The organism is Azospirillum sp. P4_B5 (genome assembly GCF_056402275.1).
The window spans coordinates 41,686-57,729 of record NZ_JBFUHT010000002.1; the positions used below are offsets into that span (position 1 = coordinate 41,686).

The following is a 16,044-nucleotide window of genomic DNA, read 5'->3' on the forward strand; positions in this document are numbered from 1 at the left end:
CCGGAACCCGTCCGCGCTTGCGGCGGTTGTCGAGCCATGTCCACAGGCGCGGCGCATCTTCCTTCACCGGCACGGGCGGCAGCGGGGCTTCCCTGGGCGGGATACCTGCTGGGTTTCGCGCTCGGCGGCTTTTTCGACGGAATCCTGCTGCATCAGGTTCTGCAATGGCATCACCTGCTGTCGGCGGTCGAGTCCTCCGCCGTTCAGGACATCCGCGTCCAGATCCTGGCGGACGGCCTGTTCCACGCGGCGATGTACCTCGTCGCGGCGGGCGGCCTGTGGCTGCTGTGGCGGAGCCGGCGCCGCTTCGCCGAGCCGGGGGCGGATCGTCTCCTCTTCGCCAACGCCCTGATCGGCTTCGGCGTCTGGCACATCCTCGACGGTGTCCTGTCCCATTGGATTCTCGGCATCCACCGCATCCGCATGGACTCGGCGAACCCGCTGCTCTGGGACCTGCTGTGGTTCGTCGTCTTCGGCGTCGCCGTTGTCGCGGCGGGCTGGCGGCTGCGGAGCGGCGGGGGAGCGGATGGCGGTGGCCGCGCCGCGCCGGTCGCCCTGACGCTGGCGGTTCTGATCGCCGGGCCGGTCGCCGCTCTGCCGCCGCCGGGCGTGAGCACGGTGATGGTGCTGTTCAAGCCCGGCACGACGGCGCCGGACGTGTTCGCTGCCGTAGCGGCGGTGGACGGGCGGACGGTCTGGCAGGACCCCTCCGGCCAGCTCTGGGCCATCGACCTGGGTGAGAAGGGCAATCCGGCGACACTCTACCGGTACGGGGCCCTGCTGGTCAGCAACACACTGCTGCCGACCGGTTGTCTCGACTGGTTCCGGACCTGACGCGGCGGCGCCCGGTCACGCCACGCCGAGGCGGCGCAGCGTTGGCAGGCGCAGGCGGGTGAAGCGGTCGAACCGGGCGCGCAGCTCCGCCATGTTCGCCTCTTCCCCGTCGAGCCGGGCGCCGTTGCGCGACAGGGCGAGCCCATCGGCCGACAGTGCTTCCCAGGCGGTCGCCGCGGGGTCGGTGCCGTTGCGCCGCGCCACCAGGAACAAGCCCTCCAGCCGCGACACCGCGACGCCGGAGCCGAGGACGGGCGACGCAAGCGTGTCCAGCGTGTCGTCGCGGCGGTTGCGTTCCAGGATGGCGGCGTTGAAGCGGTCGGCCTGAAGCGCACGCGCCGCCTGACCGGCCTCGGGCAGTGCGGGCGACACCAGCGCCAGGCTGGTCAGGATCATCAGCGCACGCAGCACCGCCTCCTCGCCGTGGCGAGCCAGGGCGGGGAGGGTGGACAACTCGGCCAGTGTGGGCGTGCCGGCGGCCAGCGCCTCGGCCAGCGGGCCGTGCAGGTCTAGCGGCAGGGGAACGCGCCCGACCGGGGCCAGCACGACTTCCGGCAAATCGTCGGGCGGCACCAGAAGGGCGAAGCCGGTGGCGCGCAGCCGCTCCCGCCGCTCCGCCGCGGTCAACCGCTCGGCGCCTTTCACGAACAGGTCGCGGCGGAAGGCGCGGTTGGTCAGCAGGTCGCGCAGCGTCTCGCGGTAGGCCGGGTCGCGCGCCTCGGCCAGCAGGGGCAGGGCGTCCGGCGGCAGGGACAGCTCGTCCATTTGCTCCATCGGGACGGCGGGGCCGGCGAAGTCCAGCTTGGCCGCCGCCAGCTCCCGCGCCACGTCGGCGTGGTAGAAGGCCGTCCAATCGCGGTTCAGATATTCATGGGCGATGTAGTTGGCCGACTTGCGCTTCAGCGAGTCCAGCCGCGCCGGCAGCGCGTCGGCCTGGGCGAACCAGCCGGCGTTCAGGGCGGTCAGGCGGCTGGCGAAAGCCACGGCCTCCTCGATCCGCTCCGGCAGCGGGCCGGTGCGGTCGGCGCAATGCTCGACCAGGACGCGGCGCAGCGGCATGTAGGCGAGCGTGCCGGGCAGGGCGTTGTAGCTGACGAAGACCAGCCCGCCGGGCTTCAGCCGCCGCTTCAGCGTTTCCACCAGGATCGCCCGGTTCTCCGCGCTGATCCAGGACCAGACGCCGTGCAGCGTCACGATGTCCAGATCCTTGGACCCGCCTTGCGCGTACTCGGCGAAGCTCTCCTCCAGGAAGGCGACGTTGCCCAGTCCGGCCTCGGCGGCGAGGCGCTGGGCGCCGGCGATGTGGCCGGGATTGAAGTCCACCGCCTCGAACCGGGCGTGGGGATGGCAGCCCGCCAGGACGGCGCTGCTCACCCCATGGCCGCAGCCGATCTCCGCGCAGGCGAAGGATCCGGCGAGGTCCATCGGGGGGCGCCAGCCGCGCAGGGTCAGCGCAAAGGACAGCAGCGCCGGCGACAGTTCCCGGTAGAAGGCGTGGATGTAGCCGATCCCACCCACGTAGCCCTCGGTCCAGCCCTGCATCGTCTCCACTCCCTCCGTCCGCTGGGGAAGGGTGATAGCGCCGGGCTTGGCCGGCTGTCAAAGAAGGCGGCTGAAGAGGGCGGTTTTGAGGGGTGTGTGCGGAGCCGGAACGAGACCCGCAAAAAAATGCGACCCTATCCATTTTGGTATCGACAAGCCCCGGACCCTTCGTTATAAACCGCGCCACACCGGCCGGGACGACGGCTTGGCCGGACAGGAACCCTAGTCGATACGGTCAGGCACCCCCTGACGCAGAGACGAAGGCTCCGGTGCCGGTGTGAACGAGACGTGATGGGCGCATAGCTCAGTTGGTAGAGCAGCTGACTCTTAATCAGCGGGTCCAAGGTTCGAGTCCTTGTGCGCCCACCATCACTTCCGGATCGAAAGGGATCGCTCCCAGGACCCCTTTCACGCCGCCGGGCGTTTTCGCCTGGATGGGAATGGGCGCATAGCTCAGTTGGTAGAGCAGCTGACTCTTAATCAGCGGGTCCAAGGTTCGAGTCCTTGTGCGCCCACCATTCCCTAATATCGGAACGACAGCGACGCACACAAAAGGGCTGCCCGCGGGCGGCCCTTTGTGCGTTTGGGGATTTGCTTACGCCGTCATTCCGGATCGGCGCCGGGGCGGCGGGGGACGAGCAGGTTCGCCGTCATCTGCTGCACGGTTTCGCCGTCCTGGTTGATGGTGGTGGTGCGCACGCGGGCGATGCCGCGGTCGGGGCGCTTGGCCGACACACGGACCTCCAGAATCTCACTTTCGATGCGCAGGACGTCGCCGGGGCGGGTGGGCTTTGGCCATCGGATGTCCTCCACCCCCATCCCGACGAAGCCGCCGGCGAGCGCGCCGTCGCCCGTGACGATCATCCGCATCGTCAGCCCGGCGGTGTGCCAGCCGCTCGCCGCCAGCCCGCCGAAGACGCTGTCCCGCGCCGCCGCGGGATCGAGATGGAAGGGTTGCGGGTCGAACTGGCGCGCGAAAGCGACGATGTCCTCCTCCGTCACGGTCATGGGGCCGCCGGTGAAGCGGTCACCGGGAGTCAGGTCGTCGAGATAGCGCATCGGTCGGTGGACTCCCGTGGCCGGTTGCCTCGTCGCTTAGCGTTAATCTCTGCGGAGCGGGAACGAAAGCGATACCTGCCACGTAAAAATTGCAAAGCAGCCAGGACACAAAACAACGACGCCGCAGGGTGGGCCTGCGGCGGTCTGTTCCGGTCTGACGGCGAGCGGGAGCCGCTTATTCGGCGGCGGTGCTGGCCATGCGGCTGCGCACGGACGGCGGCGGCTGGTTCCCGCGATAGTCCTGCAGCCGCGTGGCGCGCAGACCCCGCATGCCGTGGCTGTCGATCAGCCGTTGCCAGGACAGGAATTCCTCCACGGACAGGGTGTAGCGGCGGCACGCTTCCTCGAGGCTGATCAGCCCCGAACGCACGCCGGCCACAACCTCCGCCTTGCGCCGCATGACCCAGCGCTTGGTGTCCGGAGGGGGAAGATCATTTTCTGTCATCGGCCGCCCTTCCGGACCGATGACCGACGCTCCACTGGAGCCATCGTCGCTCATTTCAAGCTCGCGAGATGACATGCGCGGACGCTCCACCATCAGCAATGTATTCCACGATTTGGTGGTAACCTACCCCTTCTCCGCTTAACAAAAGCCTAAACGATAGGGTTAATGTTTTAAGCATAAAAGGCATGGTCGAAGGCATGGCGTATGGGCCCGTCCGGACCCACGCCCATGCCTTCGACCATGCCTTTGACCACGCCTTCGGAAGACGCTTAGGCGGGTACGGAGGCTGCCCTCAGTACACTTTGGAGAGCTTGGACAGCGGAACCTCGACGCTGCCCACGGACATCACGGTTTCGCCGTCCTTGTTGGACCCGATGCCGCTGACCGTGCCGAAGGTGAAGGGGGTCGCCTTGATGATGTCGTCCTTCTTCTCGGACACCGGGGCGATGTTCAGGCGGTACTGGCCCGGCTGGACGGCGTTGCCGCCGTCGTCCTTGAAGTCCCAGTTCACGACATGCTTGGTGCCGGCGGTGGTCTCGCCCGTCATCGACCGGACGACGCGGTTCTTGCTGTCCAGGATGTCCACGCGAACCGATTTGGCGGACTTCTCCAGTTCATAGGCCAGCGGGGCCGCGGTCATGCCCTGGGTGTAGTCGAAGCTGTCGCCCTCGAAGGTGACGGTGCGGCCCAGATAGGCGAGATTGGTCGAGTTCGTCGAGGCGTTCTGCAGCTTCAGCAGCTTGTCCAAGCGGCTGTTGGTCCCGATGTTCTGCTCCACGTTCGCGAAATCGACCAGCTGCTTGGTCATGTCATTCGTGTCCATGGGCTTCAGCGGGTCCTGGTTCTGCATTTGTGTGGTCAGCAGCTTCAGGAAATGTTCGAAATTGTCGCCCAGCCCTTTCACCGCGGTGTCGAGCTTCTGCTCGTCGGCGGTCTTGGTGGTCTTGGTGGAGGTGTCCGTCTTCGTCTTGGTCTGGTTCAGGTTCCAGCTGCTGCCGTAGTCGGTGTTGGTGGTGGCCATGGTCGTGGTCCTTCGCTGGAATGGCTGCGGCTGGTCTGAATCAGGCCTGGATGTCGACGCGGCCCGGGGCCAGAGTCAGGGTGTAGGCGGCCTGCGCATCCTCCACCTCGCCCGTGCCGCCGCCGAAGCCGCGGCCCCGCCGGCCGGAGCCGCCCTGCCGTCCCGAGTCCTGGAACGATTGGCCGCCGTCACCGCGCAGGCTGAAGTTGAGGCTGTTGCTGTCCGCCTTCAGTCCGGCGTCTTGCAAGGCGCGTTCCAGATTGCGGCTGTCACGCTGCAGCAGTTCCAGGGTTTGGGCCCTTTCCACCGCGACCGACGCGGTGACCCGCCCGTCCTGGCCGATCTCCAGCTTGATGTCGATGCGGCCCAGCTCGGCGGGGCGCAGGTTGATGGTGAACTGGTCGTTGCCGTCCGACACGTTCTTGCTGATGTGGACCGCCACCTGATCCTGCACGCCCATCGGCAGGCCGGCGGAGCCGCGGGACGGGCGAAGCTGGGCGGTCGTCAGACCCGCCTCAACGCCGCTCGTCGTGTGTACGCCCTCGACCCCGGCGAAGACCGGGTGCGTGGGGGTGGTGGCATGCGGCGCGGCGTCCGCCGGAGGGGCGGCGTCCGTGGCGGCCGCAGCGGCGGCAGCGGTCAGGAACGCGCTTTGCCCGGCAGGCTTTGCCGGGTCGGCAACCGGTGCCTGGGGCGCCGGCGGCTGCGTCAGGGCGGCGTTGCCGTTCGGGTCCTGGGTGCCGCGGTTGCCGGCGTTGGCTCCCGCATCGCCGTCCGCCCCGGTCCGGGTCGCGCCCTTGGCCTTGGCCGCGGCGAGATCGGTCAGGGTCTGCGGCAGGGGCGCGCTGTCGTCGTTCGGCAGGTCGGCGAGGGGGAGGGCGCCGGAGGGCGGCGCGTCGCCGGCCGTCGCCGGCTTGTCCTTGGCGGCGGCGTCCTTGGCCTCGGCGTGGGGTACGGGGATCTCGGTCTGCGGACTACCCGCCGGGACGACCGGCGGCGGCATGGCGTCCGCCGACGCCTGAGGTGCTTCCACGACCGGCTTGGCCGCAGCGGCGGCCTTCATGGATTCGTCGGAGGCGGTCTTGGTCTTGCCATCCTGATGTGGGGCAGCGGCGGTTCCCAGGGCAGCGGCCAAAGCCGCTTCGGCGGTTTCGGCGTCAGCCGCCAAAGGAGCTTCCGCACCGTCCGGAGTCGCGGCCGTCGCCTCGGTCGCGCCGACCGCGGCGACGTCATCGCTCTTGTCGGCTTCGTCATCCGGCGTGCCGATGGCCACCGGGGCGACGGCCAGCGACAGGGCGGCCTCCATATCGGTCAGGGTGGCGGATTGGTCGGCGGTGACCAGTTCCACGGTGGTTTCGGTCACGGTGACGGTCAGGTCGAGGATCACGGCCTCGCCGGTGCCGTCCTGCGCGGCCTGATCGCCGGCACCGTCCTGCGCGGCGCCATCGCCCATCGCGCCATCGGTCCGGTCCGGCGGAAGCTCCTCCGTGGTGTCGGTCAGGGCGGCGGCATCGGTGGGCGCCGGCTTGGCGGCGGAGTCGTCCTGCGCCGTCTTGGCGCTGGCGGCCTTCGCGTCCTTGGCCGCGGCGTGGTTCGCCGCAGCGGCCTCACGCCGTTCGGTGCGCGTCGCGTGGGCGGAATTGCCGGCCTTGGCTGCGTCGGATGTGCGGGCGTCCCTCCGTTCGGCGGCGCGCTGGGCCTCGTCCTGGCGAGCGGTGCGGGCCTCGGCCTGGGTGGCCGCTTCGGAGGCTTGGCGTGGCTTTGCGGGCTCCGCGCGGATGGGGGCGGGGCGGGACGGCGGGCTGCGCTCCGCCGCCTTGCGGTCGGCGGCCCGATTGGCCGCGGCGTGATCGGCGGCGCTCGCCGCGGCGTTGCGCCGATCTTGGGCTGCGCTCTCCGCTTGGGCCTGATCGCGCTTGCGGGTGGAGGCCTCGCTGATCAGCCGGTCCATCATCGAGGCGAACTTGTCGCTTCGCGGAGCCGTGTTCTGGCTGGAGGAGGTCTGGCCCCTGACCAGGCTTTCGAACGCGGAGGGCGCGGTGTTCGTTTGGATGGCCATGGAAGGGGTTCCCCGAAGCGGACAGGTGCACCCCATCCAGAAGCAACTAACGGGCCAGTTTCAGGCCGGCGCCGGCGCGTCCAACCGCCATTCCACGCCCGGCACTTCCGTCCGCAAGCCGGCAATTTCCGCCGGGTGCCCGGCGCTTCTTGCCGGACCCGGCAACGCCAAAGGGCCGCCCGGTCGGACGGCCCCTGGTGCGGATGGCGGCTCTGGCGGAGGCGTCAGAGCCGGGTGTTCAAGGTAGCGGACGTGGACGGCCCATGGCTCGGCGTGACGTAGGTCGCGCGGGGCGGAACCGGGGCGGTGCCGTAGGCGGGGGTGGTGGTCTGCCGGGCGCGGTTGATGGCGCCGACCACGGTGTCCACCAGGATCTTCTGCGCCGTGCTGTTCCGGCGAAGCGCGTCGGCGTTGGCGGCGGACGCCTCGTACAGGCCGCGCGTGGCCTCGCGCAGCTGGGCCTTGGCCTCGTCGGGCAGGGCCGCCATGCCCTCGCGGTCCACGCGCAGCAGACGCGACACCTCCTCGTAGACCAGCATCATCGGCTGCTTCTCGCGCCCCAACCGGGCCAGTTCCGCGCTGGTGCAGTGGCGCATCACGGCCTCGGTCTCTCGCGCCAGATGCGCGCTCAGCCGGTTCATCAGCTCGACCAGCGCGACGGCGCGCTCCTCGGCGTTCTTGGGGAGATTGGCGGCGGGAGCCTTGGACGGCTGCGGGAAACGGACGTCGACCTTATCCATGGTTGCCCTCCTGTGCGCGCAGAAGCTCGCGGTAAACCTGATCGGCGATGCCGAACCCGCCGCTGCGGGACACCTGCTTGCCGTATTCGTTGGTCAGCATGGAGCGGAACATCTCCTCGCCATGGCCGCCGCCGAAGGTCTCGTCCACCTCGATCCCGTCGAGCATGTGACCCAGCATCTGGGAGACGAAGACGTTCTCGAACTCGTTCGCGGACTGGCGGAGCTTGGCGCGGATCGCCGGGTCCACCTTGCTTTCCGCGCTTTTGGGGTCAACCAGATCGGTCCGCACCGCCGTCCGGAAGCCGGCCTGCGCACTGGTCTGGGCGCGCTCGGCGGCCGCGGGCAGGCGCGGAGGCGGAAGGCCGGGAAGGGAAAGCGTCGTATCCATCAGATCACCTCGATCTCCGCCTGCAGGGCTCCGGCGGCCTTGATCGACTGAAGGATGGCGATCATGTCCCGGGGACCCACGCCAAGCGCATTCAAGGATTGTACCAACTCCTGGAGCGTCACCCCGGAATTCATCACGGCGAGGCGGTTGTTGGACTGGTCGTCCACCTGGATGTCGGTGCGCGGCACCACGGCGGTCTCGCCCTGGCTGAAGGGGCCGGGCTGGCTGACCTGCGGCGTCTCGGTGACGCGGATCGTCAGGTTGCCCTGGGCGATGGCGACGGTGGAGATCCGGACGTTCTCGCCCATCACGATCACGCCGGATTTCTCGTCCACCACCACGCGGGCGATCTGATCGGGGGTGACACGGAGCTGCTCGATCTCCGTGATCAGACCGACGATGTCACCGCGCCGCGCCTCCGGCACGCTCAGCAGGACCGAGGAAGGGTCGGTGGCCTGCGCGCGGTTGCCGCGGAGCTGGATGTTGATGGCGGTGGCCACGCGCTGGGCCGTCGTGAAGTCCGGGTTGCGCAGCGACAGGCGCAGCACCGGCAGCTCGGCCAGCGAGAACTGGATCTCGCGCTCGACGATGGCGCCCGAGGAAATGCGGCCCGAGGTGGGGACGCCGCGAGTCACGCTGGCCCCCTGGCCCTGGGCGGAGAAGCCGGAGACGGCGATCGGCCCTTGGGCCACGGCGTAGACCTCGCCGTCGGCGCCCAGCAGCGGGGTGACGAGCAGCGTGCCGCCGAGCAGGCTTTTCGAATCGCCCATCGCCGACACGGTGGCGTCGATGCGCGTGCCCTGGGCGGAGTAGGGCGGCAGGGTCGCCGTCACCATCACCGCCGCCACGTTCTTGGTGCGCAGGTTGGTGCCGCGGGTGTTGACGCCCATCCGTTCGAGCATGCCGACCAAGCTCTGCTCGGTGAAGGGCGAGTTGTTGAGGCTGTCGCCCGTGCCGTTCAGGCCGACCACCAGGCCGTAGCCGATCAGCATGTTGTCGCGCACGCCCTCGACGTCCACCACGTCCTTGATCCGCGCCGACGAGGCCGAGGCCGGCGCCGACAGCGCGAGCAGCGCCGCGGCCAGCGCGGCCAGCATCGCGACCGCGCGCAGCAGGACGGCGGCGCGGGGCGCATGGCGCAGGGCGGCACGAGGCAGGACGGTGGCGGTCATGGCGGGGACACTCCTCAACGGCTGTCCCTTCCTATACAAACGGCGTGCCAGAACCGCGGATGGCAGGCAAAGCGCGGGATCGCCAAGGGGAAGCGGCGGCGCCGGATGAAAAGGCCGGAAATTGGCACCCTGTCCGACCGCTTTATGTCACGGAAGCGGGGCAATTTTTGCCCGATTGCGGCAAACCTTGACCGGATGTTAAGGTGCTTCCATCTAGAGTATCGCGCTTTTCCGAAACCGGTTGCACGGAACATGAAAGTCGAAGGCCCCGGAAAACTTCGCGGCAGCAGCTCGGTCCGGCGCACGGGGAAGGCCGAAGGCTCGTCCGGTGCGTCCTTTTCCAAGCAGCTCGTCGGCGAGACCAACACCGCGCAGGGCGTCCATGCCGCGGCACCGCTGGCCGGCATCGCCAGCGTGCTGGCGTTGCAGGAGGTGGACGACGCCACGGCCCGCGCGTCGCGCGGCAAGATGCGCGCCGAGGAGATGCTCGACAAGCTGGAGGAGATCCAGCACGGGCTTCTGGCCGGCACGCTTCCGGCGCAGAAGCTGATGGACCTCGTGAAGGTGGTGCAGTCGCGCCGCGTCCATGTGGACGATCCGCGGCTGGCCGACATTCTTGACCAGATCGACCTGCGCGCCCAGGTCGAGCTTGCGAAGCTCACCCCCTGAGCGCCGTTTCCGGCCCTAGGACCGGCTTTTCGGCATCGGCCGTACGGCCATCGCCGAACCTTTCACAAAACTTTGCTTCTCCAAGGGCTTGTTCGCGCTTCGATAGGCGAAGCGCAGGGTTGCGGTTGCCGATGCGCCTACCTATACTCCGCGCCGCCCGGATCACCCTTTTGCGTTGGATGCTCTCGGATGTCGTCTCCGCTTCTGCCTAAGAACTACACCCCGTCGGAAGACGAGGAGTTCATGAATCCCGTGATGCGGGAATATTTCCGCCAGAAGCTGCTGCGCTGGCGCGCGGAGCTGCTGGCCGAATCCAGCGAGACCCTGAGCAGCCTTCAGGAAGGCGGCATCCAGGAACCGGACATCGCCGACCGCGCGTCGGCGGAGACCGACCGGGCGCTGGAACTCCGCACCCGCGACCGCGAGCGCAAGCTGATCTCCAAGATCGACGCGGCGCTGGAACGGTTGCAGGATGGGTCCTACGGCTACTGCGAGGAAACGGGGGAGCCCATCTCCGTCCGCCGCCTCGACGCCCGCCCCATCGCGACGCTGAGCCTGGAAGCCCAGGAGCGGCACGAGCGCATGGAGCGTACCCAGCGCGACGACTGACGCGGCGCTTGTTCGCGTCTCCGGCCGCGCCTCGGACAAGCCTCCACCGATCCCGGCGGGGGCTTTCGTCCGTCAGGAGCTGCCGTCGCGGCGGTGGATCACCGCCAGACCGGCCATGCGTTCCGCCCCGACCAGTTCGCTGAGACTGTCGTACAGCTCCACGCGGCCCATCGCCGATTCGAGGGCGCGGCATTCCGCCGCCGCAATGTGCGGGCTGTCGATCCGGCCGTTCTCCATGAATCCGCGCAGGACGTCGAGCGTGAGACGGTCCTCCGGATGTTCGACGTCCGGGGGCTGCCAGTTCAGATCCTCGATGACGTAAACCCCGCCGGGGCGCAGCCGGCCGAAGAGGGCGGCCAGCGTCATCTGCTGATGGCGCGAGGCGTGGGAGCCGTCATCGATGACGATGTCGAAGGGGCCGTCCTCATCGGCGAGACGCCGCAGACCGTCGGCATCGCCCTGGTCGACGCGCCGGGTCGTCACCCGCCCGCCATCGAAGGCCGAGAAATCCTCGATGTCCGCCCCGACGAGGGTGGCGTTCGGGAAATAGCGCTCCCACATGCGCAGACTCGGCACGTCATCCTGCTTCCACCCCTCGACCCGGCCGCGGCACAGGCCGATTTCCAGGATGCGCAGCGCCTCGAACCGCCGTGGGGCGAACAGCGCGTCGTAGACCCGCGTGTAGTGATGCCCCAGCCGCTCGCTGCCCAGACGGGGGCCCTTGTCGGAGTGGAAACGGACGGCGAGGGCCGACAGGGTGCCGTCCGCATCGTGCAGATCGGCCAGCCGGCCCAGCACCGACTCCGCGTCGGCGTCCTCAACCGGCGGGCCGCCGGGACCCCACATGCCGTTCCACAAATGCACACCGGCGACCCGCTCGTCCGCCAGCAGGGCCAGTGCCCGCCCATTGTTCTCGGCCAGCCAGGAATGCTCCGTCCAGTCGACGGCGTTGAAGACCGTCGGGGGCAGCACGCGGTCCAGCAACTCCCGTCCCGGCCCGGTCAGCACGTAGCGGCTGAGCAGCAGCGGGCCGACCGCGCCGAAGCGGCGGTCGCTGCCGCTCATCAGAATGCGCATCGACTCCTCGAACAGCCGGCGCATGTGGACGGATCCCCGCGGCGCGCGGATGGCGTCGCCGACCAGGGCGTGGCCGGCCTCCAGGCCATGCCATTGCGAGCAGAACAGGTGGCCGGGGCCGAAGCTCAGCGGCTTCAGCAGGACGACGTCGGTGTCCAGCCACCAGCCGCCGAAGGCGTGCAGCGCGGCGTAGCGGAAGATGTCGCTGAAATAGCGGATCTCGGCGCTGCGGACGCAGAGGTCGTAGACATGGTGCGGCACCACCGCTCCGGCGTCCTCTACCCGCACGCCGTCCGGCACCCGGCCCAGCAGGGCGGGATCCCCGTAGCTGAAAAGATGCACCGGATGACCCTGCGCCACCATGGAGCGCAGCGCCAACCGTGCCCCGGCGTTCAGCGGCGCGCCCGACCAGAAGGCGGTGATGCGGTCACGGATCTCGGTGTCGTGGTGGCGGACGCGCAGATGCGGGTTGAAGCCCCGCGCCGCGGCGTTCCGGTGCTCGGGATGGGAGGCTTCGGCCAGGAAGGGCATGGCCGCGGCGGTCGCCCGGATCAGCGCGTCCAGATCGTCGTCGCCGGCCGGCGCGGAGCCGTTCGCCAGGCGGCGCATCCGGCGGTGCAGAAGGCCGGCGGCGAACGGGTCGCCCTGCCGGCTCCGCAGGACCGACAGGGTGGCCAGCGCCCCCTCCGCCGCCGGGTCGAGCGCGAGTGCCCACCGCCCGTCGGCTTCGGCCTCGTCCGCTTCGCCGGCTTCCATCCGGCAGACCGCCCGCGCGCTCCAGCCCGTGGAGTCGGTGGGAGTCCGCTCCAGATGGGCCGTGTAGAGCGCGTCGGCCTCCGCGAAGCGGCCTTGCCGCAAGCGGGTGGCGGCGAGGTTGCACAGCGGCTCGGGCCGCTGCGGTTCCAGCGTCCGTGCCCAGCCGAGCCGCCGGGCCGCCGCGTCTGGATCGTCGCCGCTGTCCGGCGCACGGGCCAGAATGCCGAAGAAATCCGGCGCCAGCGCCAGGGCGCGTCGCCGCGCGGCTTCGGCTCCGGTGGCGTTGCCGGACCGTGCGCAGGCGTCCATCAGATGATACCAGGCTTCCAGCACGGTCGGGTCGGCGCGGACCGCGCGTTCCAGGATGACTTCCGCCTCCGCCGCATCGCCGTCGGCCAGCAGCAGCCGGCCAATATGGGTGGCGGCGCGGGCATGTCCACCGTTGGATTCGCCGTCGGATTCGCCGTTGGATTTCAGGGCGGCCCTGTAGGCGTCCAGCGCCTCTCCGTGGCGTCCAAGCCGCTCCAGCAGGATTCCGGCGTTGAGCGAGGCGTCGGTCATCGCCGGGGTCAGCCGGGCGGCTTCCCGGTAGTCGGCGACCGCGCCTTCCAGATCGCCGGCCTCCTGCCGGGCCATGGCGCGGTGCCGGTGCAGGTCGGGCCCCGGCGCGCGGGCAAGCGCCTCGCCGAGCAGGGTCTCGGCCTCGGCGAAGAGGCCTGCCTGCGCGTGAATGATGCCCAGAAGATGCCAAGCGGCGGCTTGATCCGGGTCGGCGTCGAGGATGCGCCGACATAGGATCTCCGCCTCCGCCGGGCGTCCGGCCTGATGGTGGTCGAGCGCGATGACCAGCGCTTCTTGAATGGTTGCCATGACGCCAGTGGTCTTCAACCGCATGGCCTTGTCAACAGGAGAGTGCCAGCGACGGAGGGGGCGTCCGGAGTCGGCAGGATCCTGACCATGAGATGAAGAATGGGCGGCCCGCCCCTCTGTCGGAGCTTGGTTCGCTCGGGCCGGCCGCGAGCCCGCTGCAAGGAGCCGTCAATCTATCGGCCGGGACTGTTCCAGGCCAGCCGGGGAAACGGGCTGCCTCTCCCTGTTGCCATCCACTATCGAATGAAGGACGCCTTCCGATGGCTGCTTCGCCCTTCGGCGTGGCGCTTTCGCGCGATTCGCCGCGCAGCCTAATCGGCTGCCGGCTCGCCCCGTTGGTGCGGGTTGCCAGAACGGCCTGTTGAGGGTGAAATGGAACTCCTGAAGCGGATCGAGACATTGCAGGCCCTGGTCCGTGAGACGCAGACGCGAAGGAAGCGTCTGCTGGACCGGTCCGACGAACGTCTGCGCTCTGCCGAGAAGGCGTTGGAAGGGTCTCATCGCCTGCTGAAAGGGAGGTCCGATGACCCAGGCACATCATCCGCTGAACCGCGCTGAGGCGCAGGACGCGGATGCGGAGGATTGGCGGCGGCGCAGCGAGGCGCGGCGCAGCAGGGCCGAGGACGCCCGTGCCGGGGCGGAACGGATGCGCGAGGAGGCCGAAGAGGAGCGATCCGCGAGCTTCCAGCGCCATGTCGAGGCGGAAGGAGCGCGACTCATAGCCGAAGAGGGGCGGATCACCGGCGAGGCGCAGCGGCAGGACGCCGAGGGGACGCGTCTCCTGGACGAAGAGCTTCGCCGATCCGCGGAGGTGGCCAGGCTCGCGGCGGAGGATGCGCGCAGCGCCGAGGAACAGGCGCGGCTGCTTCATGAGGCCACCCGGCGTTTCACCGAGGAGGCCCGGCTTCATGCCGAGCAAGCGCGTGCCGATGCGGAGCGCATGCGGGCGGCGAACGAGGAACAGCGCATGATCCTGGAGGAGATGCGGGACACCGTTCGGCGTTACGAGGCGCTTCTGGCTCGGAACGGGTGACGGGGCGCCGAGGGACGGCAGGAAGGGCACGGCAGATCCAGCCGGGCGGCAGAAACTTCCCGCCCACGCGTGAAAGAAGGCCGAGGCCCCCCGGGCAATCGGCCGGAAGGGGATGTGCGCTCCCTTCCGGTGTGATGGCTTGTGCTTTTCAGCCTCGCCGTCTCGAACGCCCTCGGATCAGAAGGGCATGATGATGTCGAACAGCTGCTGGCCGTAACGGGGCTGCTGCACGTCGGTGATCTGGCCGCGTCCGCCGTAGGAGATGCGGGCCTCGGCGACCTTTTCGTAGCTGATGGTGTTCTGCGCGGTGATGTCCTCGGGCCGGATCACGCCGGTGATGATCAGGTCGCGCACCTCGTAGTTCACACGGACCTCCTGCCGGCCCTGGATGACCATGTTGCCGTTGGGCAGAGACTGGGTGACCAGCGCGGCCACCTTCAGGGTGATCTGCTCCTTGCGGTTGATCGCGCCCTTGCCGTCGTTGGAGGTCGAGCTGGAGAGATCCAGCAGGCTGTCGGCGCTCACCCCGTCGGGCAGCGCGCGCTGCAGGGCCTTGCCTTCGAAGCCGAGGAAGCTCGGCATGCCGGCCTTCTCGGAATTGCCGCGGGTGCGTGTGGTCTGGTTGTTGAGCTGGGCTTGATCGTTGATCTGGATGTCGACGGTCAGCAGGTCGCCGACCTTGGCCGCGCGCTGGTCCTTGAAGAAGGCCTTGGCGCCGGTCCGCCACAGGGAATTCGGGTTGCGCTCCGTCGGCAGCGGGGTGGGCATCGGCAGGCTGACGGGCTGGTAGCCGGGCTGCGCCTGCGGGTCCTTGATCTTGGTGAGTTCCGGAGCGGAGCCGATGTCCGCCACGCGCGACATGGCGTTGCAGGCGGGAAGGCCGGCGGCGACGGCGGCGAGCAGAGCGAAGCGGAACGCCATGCGGGCGGTGTGCGTGGGGGCGGACATCCTGAAGGCGGACATGGAGCTTTCTCCTTACTTCGCGGTGAGGCCGGGCTTTGCCACGGCGACGATGCTGGGGCCGGCGACGGTCGCCTCGAGGATGCGGTTCGACTGGGTGTTGACGACGCGGATCACGTCGCCCCGACCGCCGTCCTGCAGCGCCTTGCCCTGGACCGACAGGGTCAGGTTCTCGGTGGCCAGCGTGATGGTGACCAGCGAGCCCTTGTCCACGACCCGCGGCGACTGGAGGTCGCGCAGCCGCACCGGCTGGTTCACGGGAACGCCGCGCCGCGGCGTCAGGCCGATGAGCTGGGCGTCGGTGGCGGCGATGTCGCTGCCGGCCAGGTCGGCGCGCACGTCCTGCCAATCCACGTCGCCGGGGCCGATCACGTCGCCGGGCGCGATGCGCCGCGACAGCACCGGAACCTGGACCACGCCATAAGCGCGGCCCGACACCGGAAGGCGCACGACCGGACGGGTGTCGGCAACGATCATCTCCGCGGCGAAGCGGCCCTGCACCGGGTTGTAGTAGAGGTTTTCCACCGTCAGGCTGCCGGCGCCCGCCGGGGCGCGCAGCTCCACCGCCCGATTGTCCATCTCCATCTGCAGGCGGCCCGTGGTGATCTGGCGGGACAGCGCGTCGGACAACACCGCCTCGACATGGGCCGGGCTGTAGACCACCGCCGCCGAGGCCGCGCCGTCCATCGTCTGGGCGAGGGCCGTCCGGGCAAAGACCGTCTGGCCGCCGGCGAGGGCGGCGACGAGAAGGGCGGTGCCGAGGATGCGGAGAGCGGGGCGGGACATGGCGGGAATTCCTTGAAAGAACAA

15 protein-coding genes and 2 tRNA genes are annotated in these 16,044 nt (G+C 69.3%); 6 read left to right on the forward strand and 11 right to left on the reverse strand.

Going from position 1 to position 16,044, the window contains the following annotated elements; translation table 11 throughout:
- Positions 1–36 precede the first annotated feature (36 nt).
- Positions 37–834 (forward strand): DUF2243 domain-containing protein, encoded by a 798-nt coding sequence (locus AC1DVI_RS01790; RefSeq protein ID WP_476956523.1) that lies wholly within the window; start codon positions 37–39, stop codon positions 832–834.
- 15 nt (positions 835–849) lie between these two features.
- Here AC1DVI_RS01790 and AC1DVI_RS01795 read toward each other — a convergent pair whose 3' ends face one another.
- Positions 850–2,376: a class I SAM-dependent methyltransferase gene (locus AC1DVI_RS01795; protein WP_476956524.1), complete on the reverse strand. Its 1,527-nt coding sequence runs from the start codon at positions 2,374–2,376 to the stop codon at positions 850–852.
- 293 nt (positions 2,377–2,669) lie between these two features.
- Between AC1DVI_RS01795 and AC1DVI_RS01800 the strand changes: the two genes are divergently transcribed.
- Positions 2,670–2,745 (forward strand) — tRNA-Lys (locus tag AC1DVI_RS01800).
- 73 nt (positions 2,746–2,818) lie between these two features.
- Positions 2,819–2,894: transfer RNA gene (locus AC1DVI_RS01805), tRNA-Lys, on the forward strand.
- Positions 2,895–2,979: 85 nt separating this feature from the next.
- Here AC1DVI_RS01805 and AC1DVI_RS01810 read toward each other — a convergent pair.
- The 7 genes from AC1DVI_RS01810 to AC1DVI_RS01840 form a co-directional block, all read right to left on the reverse strand.
- On the reverse strand, positions 2,980–3,435 hold the full coding sequence (locus AC1DVI_RS01810) for a MaoC family dehydratase (protein ID WP_476956525.1): 456 nt from the start codon (positions 3,433–3,435) through the stop codon (positions 2,980–2,982).
- A gap of 175 nt (positions 3,436–3,610) precedes the next feature.
- Entirely contained in the window at positions 3,611–3,973 is a 363-nt protein-coding gene (gene sciP, locus AC1DVI_RS01815) for a CtrA inhibitor SciP (RefSeq protein WP_425599232.1), read from the reverse strand.
- 199 nt (positions 3,974–4,172) lie between these two features.
- Positions 4,173–4,901: a flagellar hook assembly protein FlgD gene (locus AC1DVI_RS01820; RefSeq protein WP_476956526.1), complete on the reverse strand. Its 729-nt coding sequence runs from the start codon at positions 4,899–4,901 to the stop codon at positions 4,173–4,175.
- Between the two features lie 40 nt (positions 4,902–4,941).
- Positions 4,942–6,960, reverse strand: coding sequence for a flagellar hook-length control protein FliK (locus AC1DVI_RS01825; RefSeq protein WP_476956527.1), 2,019 nt, complete (start codon positions 6,958–6,960; stop codon positions 4,942–4,944).
- Positions 6,961–7,184: 224 nt separating this feature from the next.
- Positions 7,185–7,700: a flagellar basal-body protein gene (locus AC1DVI_RS01830; protein WP_149163212.1), complete on the reverse strand. Its 516-nt coding sequence runs from the start codon at positions 7,698–7,700 to the stop codon at positions 7,185–7,187.
- On the reverse strand, positions 7,693–8,088 hold the full coding sequence (locus tag AC1DVI_RS01835; protein ID WP_476956528.1) for a rod-binding protein: 396 nt from the start codon (positions 8,086–8,088) through the stop codon (positions 7,693–7,695). Before AC1DVI_RS01835 ends, AC1DVI_RS01830 begins: the two co-directional genes overlap by 8 nt.
- On the reverse strand, positions 8,088–9,260 hold the full coding sequence (locus AC1DVI_RS01840) for a flagellar basal body P-ring protein FlgI (RefSeq protein WP_476956529.1): 1,173 nt from the start codon (positions 9,258–9,260) through the stop codon (positions 8,088–8,090). Before AC1DVI_RS01840 ends, AC1DVI_RS01835 begins: the two co-directional genes overlap by 1 nt.
- Positions 9,261–9,512: 252 nt before the next feature.
- On the opposite strand from AC1DVI_RS01840, the gene AC1DVI_RS01845 reads away from it, so the two are divergent.
- Together AC1DVI_RS01845 and dksA are read left to right on the forward strand one after the other, a co-directional pair.
- Positions 9,513–9,929: a flagellar assembly protein FliX gene (locus AC1DVI_RS01845; protein ID WP_014240995.1), complete on the forward strand. Its 417-nt coding sequence runs from the start codon at positions 9,513–9,515 to the stop codon at positions 9,927–9,929.
- Positions 9,930–10,118: 189 nt separating this feature from the next.
- A complete protein-coding gene (gene dksA / locus AC1DVI_RS01850) occupies positions 10,119–10,538 on the forward strand; it encodes an RNA polymerase-binding protein DksA (RefSeq protein WP_035675009.1) in 420 nt (139 codons plus the stop codon).
- Positions 10,539–10,610: 72 nt separating this feature from the next.
- Here the strand turns inward: dksA and AC1DVI_RS01855 are convergent, their stop codons facing one another.
- Complete coding sequence (locus AC1DVI_RS01855; protein ID WP_476956530.1) at positions 10,611–13,241, reverse strand: tetratricopeptide repeat protein; 2,631 nt, start codon at positions 13,239–13,241, stop codon at positions 10,611–10,613.
- A 523-nt stretch (positions 13,242–13,764) separates the two neighbouring features.
- Between AC1DVI_RS01855 and AC1DVI_RS01860 the strand changes: the two genes are divergently transcribed.
- The gene (locus AC1DVI_RS01860) at positions 13,765–14,274 is read left to right on the forward strand and encodes a hypothetical protein (RefSeq protein WP_476956531.1); all 510 of its coding nucleotides are present in this window, start codon (positions 13,765–13,767) and stop codon (positions 14,272–14,274) included.
- Between the two features lie 177 nt (positions 14,275–14,451).
- Here AC1DVI_RS01860 and flgH read toward each other — a convergent pair whose 3' ends face one another.
- Together flgH and flgA are read right to left on the reverse strand one after the other, a co-directional pair.
- Positions 14,452–15,237: a flagellar basal body L-ring protein FlgH gene (gene flgH, locus AC1DVI_RS01865; protein WP_476956532.1), complete on the reverse strand. Its 786-nt coding sequence runs from the start codon at positions 15,235–15,237 to the stop codon at positions 14,452–14,454.
- A gap of 12 nt (positions 15,238–15,249) precedes the next feature.
- Complete coding sequence (flgA, locus tag AC1DVI_RS01870; RefSeq protein ID WP_476956533.1) at positions 15,250–16,020, reverse strand: flagellar basal body P-ring formation chaperone FlgA; 771 nt, start codon at positions 16,018–16,020, stop codon at positions 15,250–15,252.
- Between the last annotated feature and the right edge of the window lie 24 nt (positions 16,021–16,044).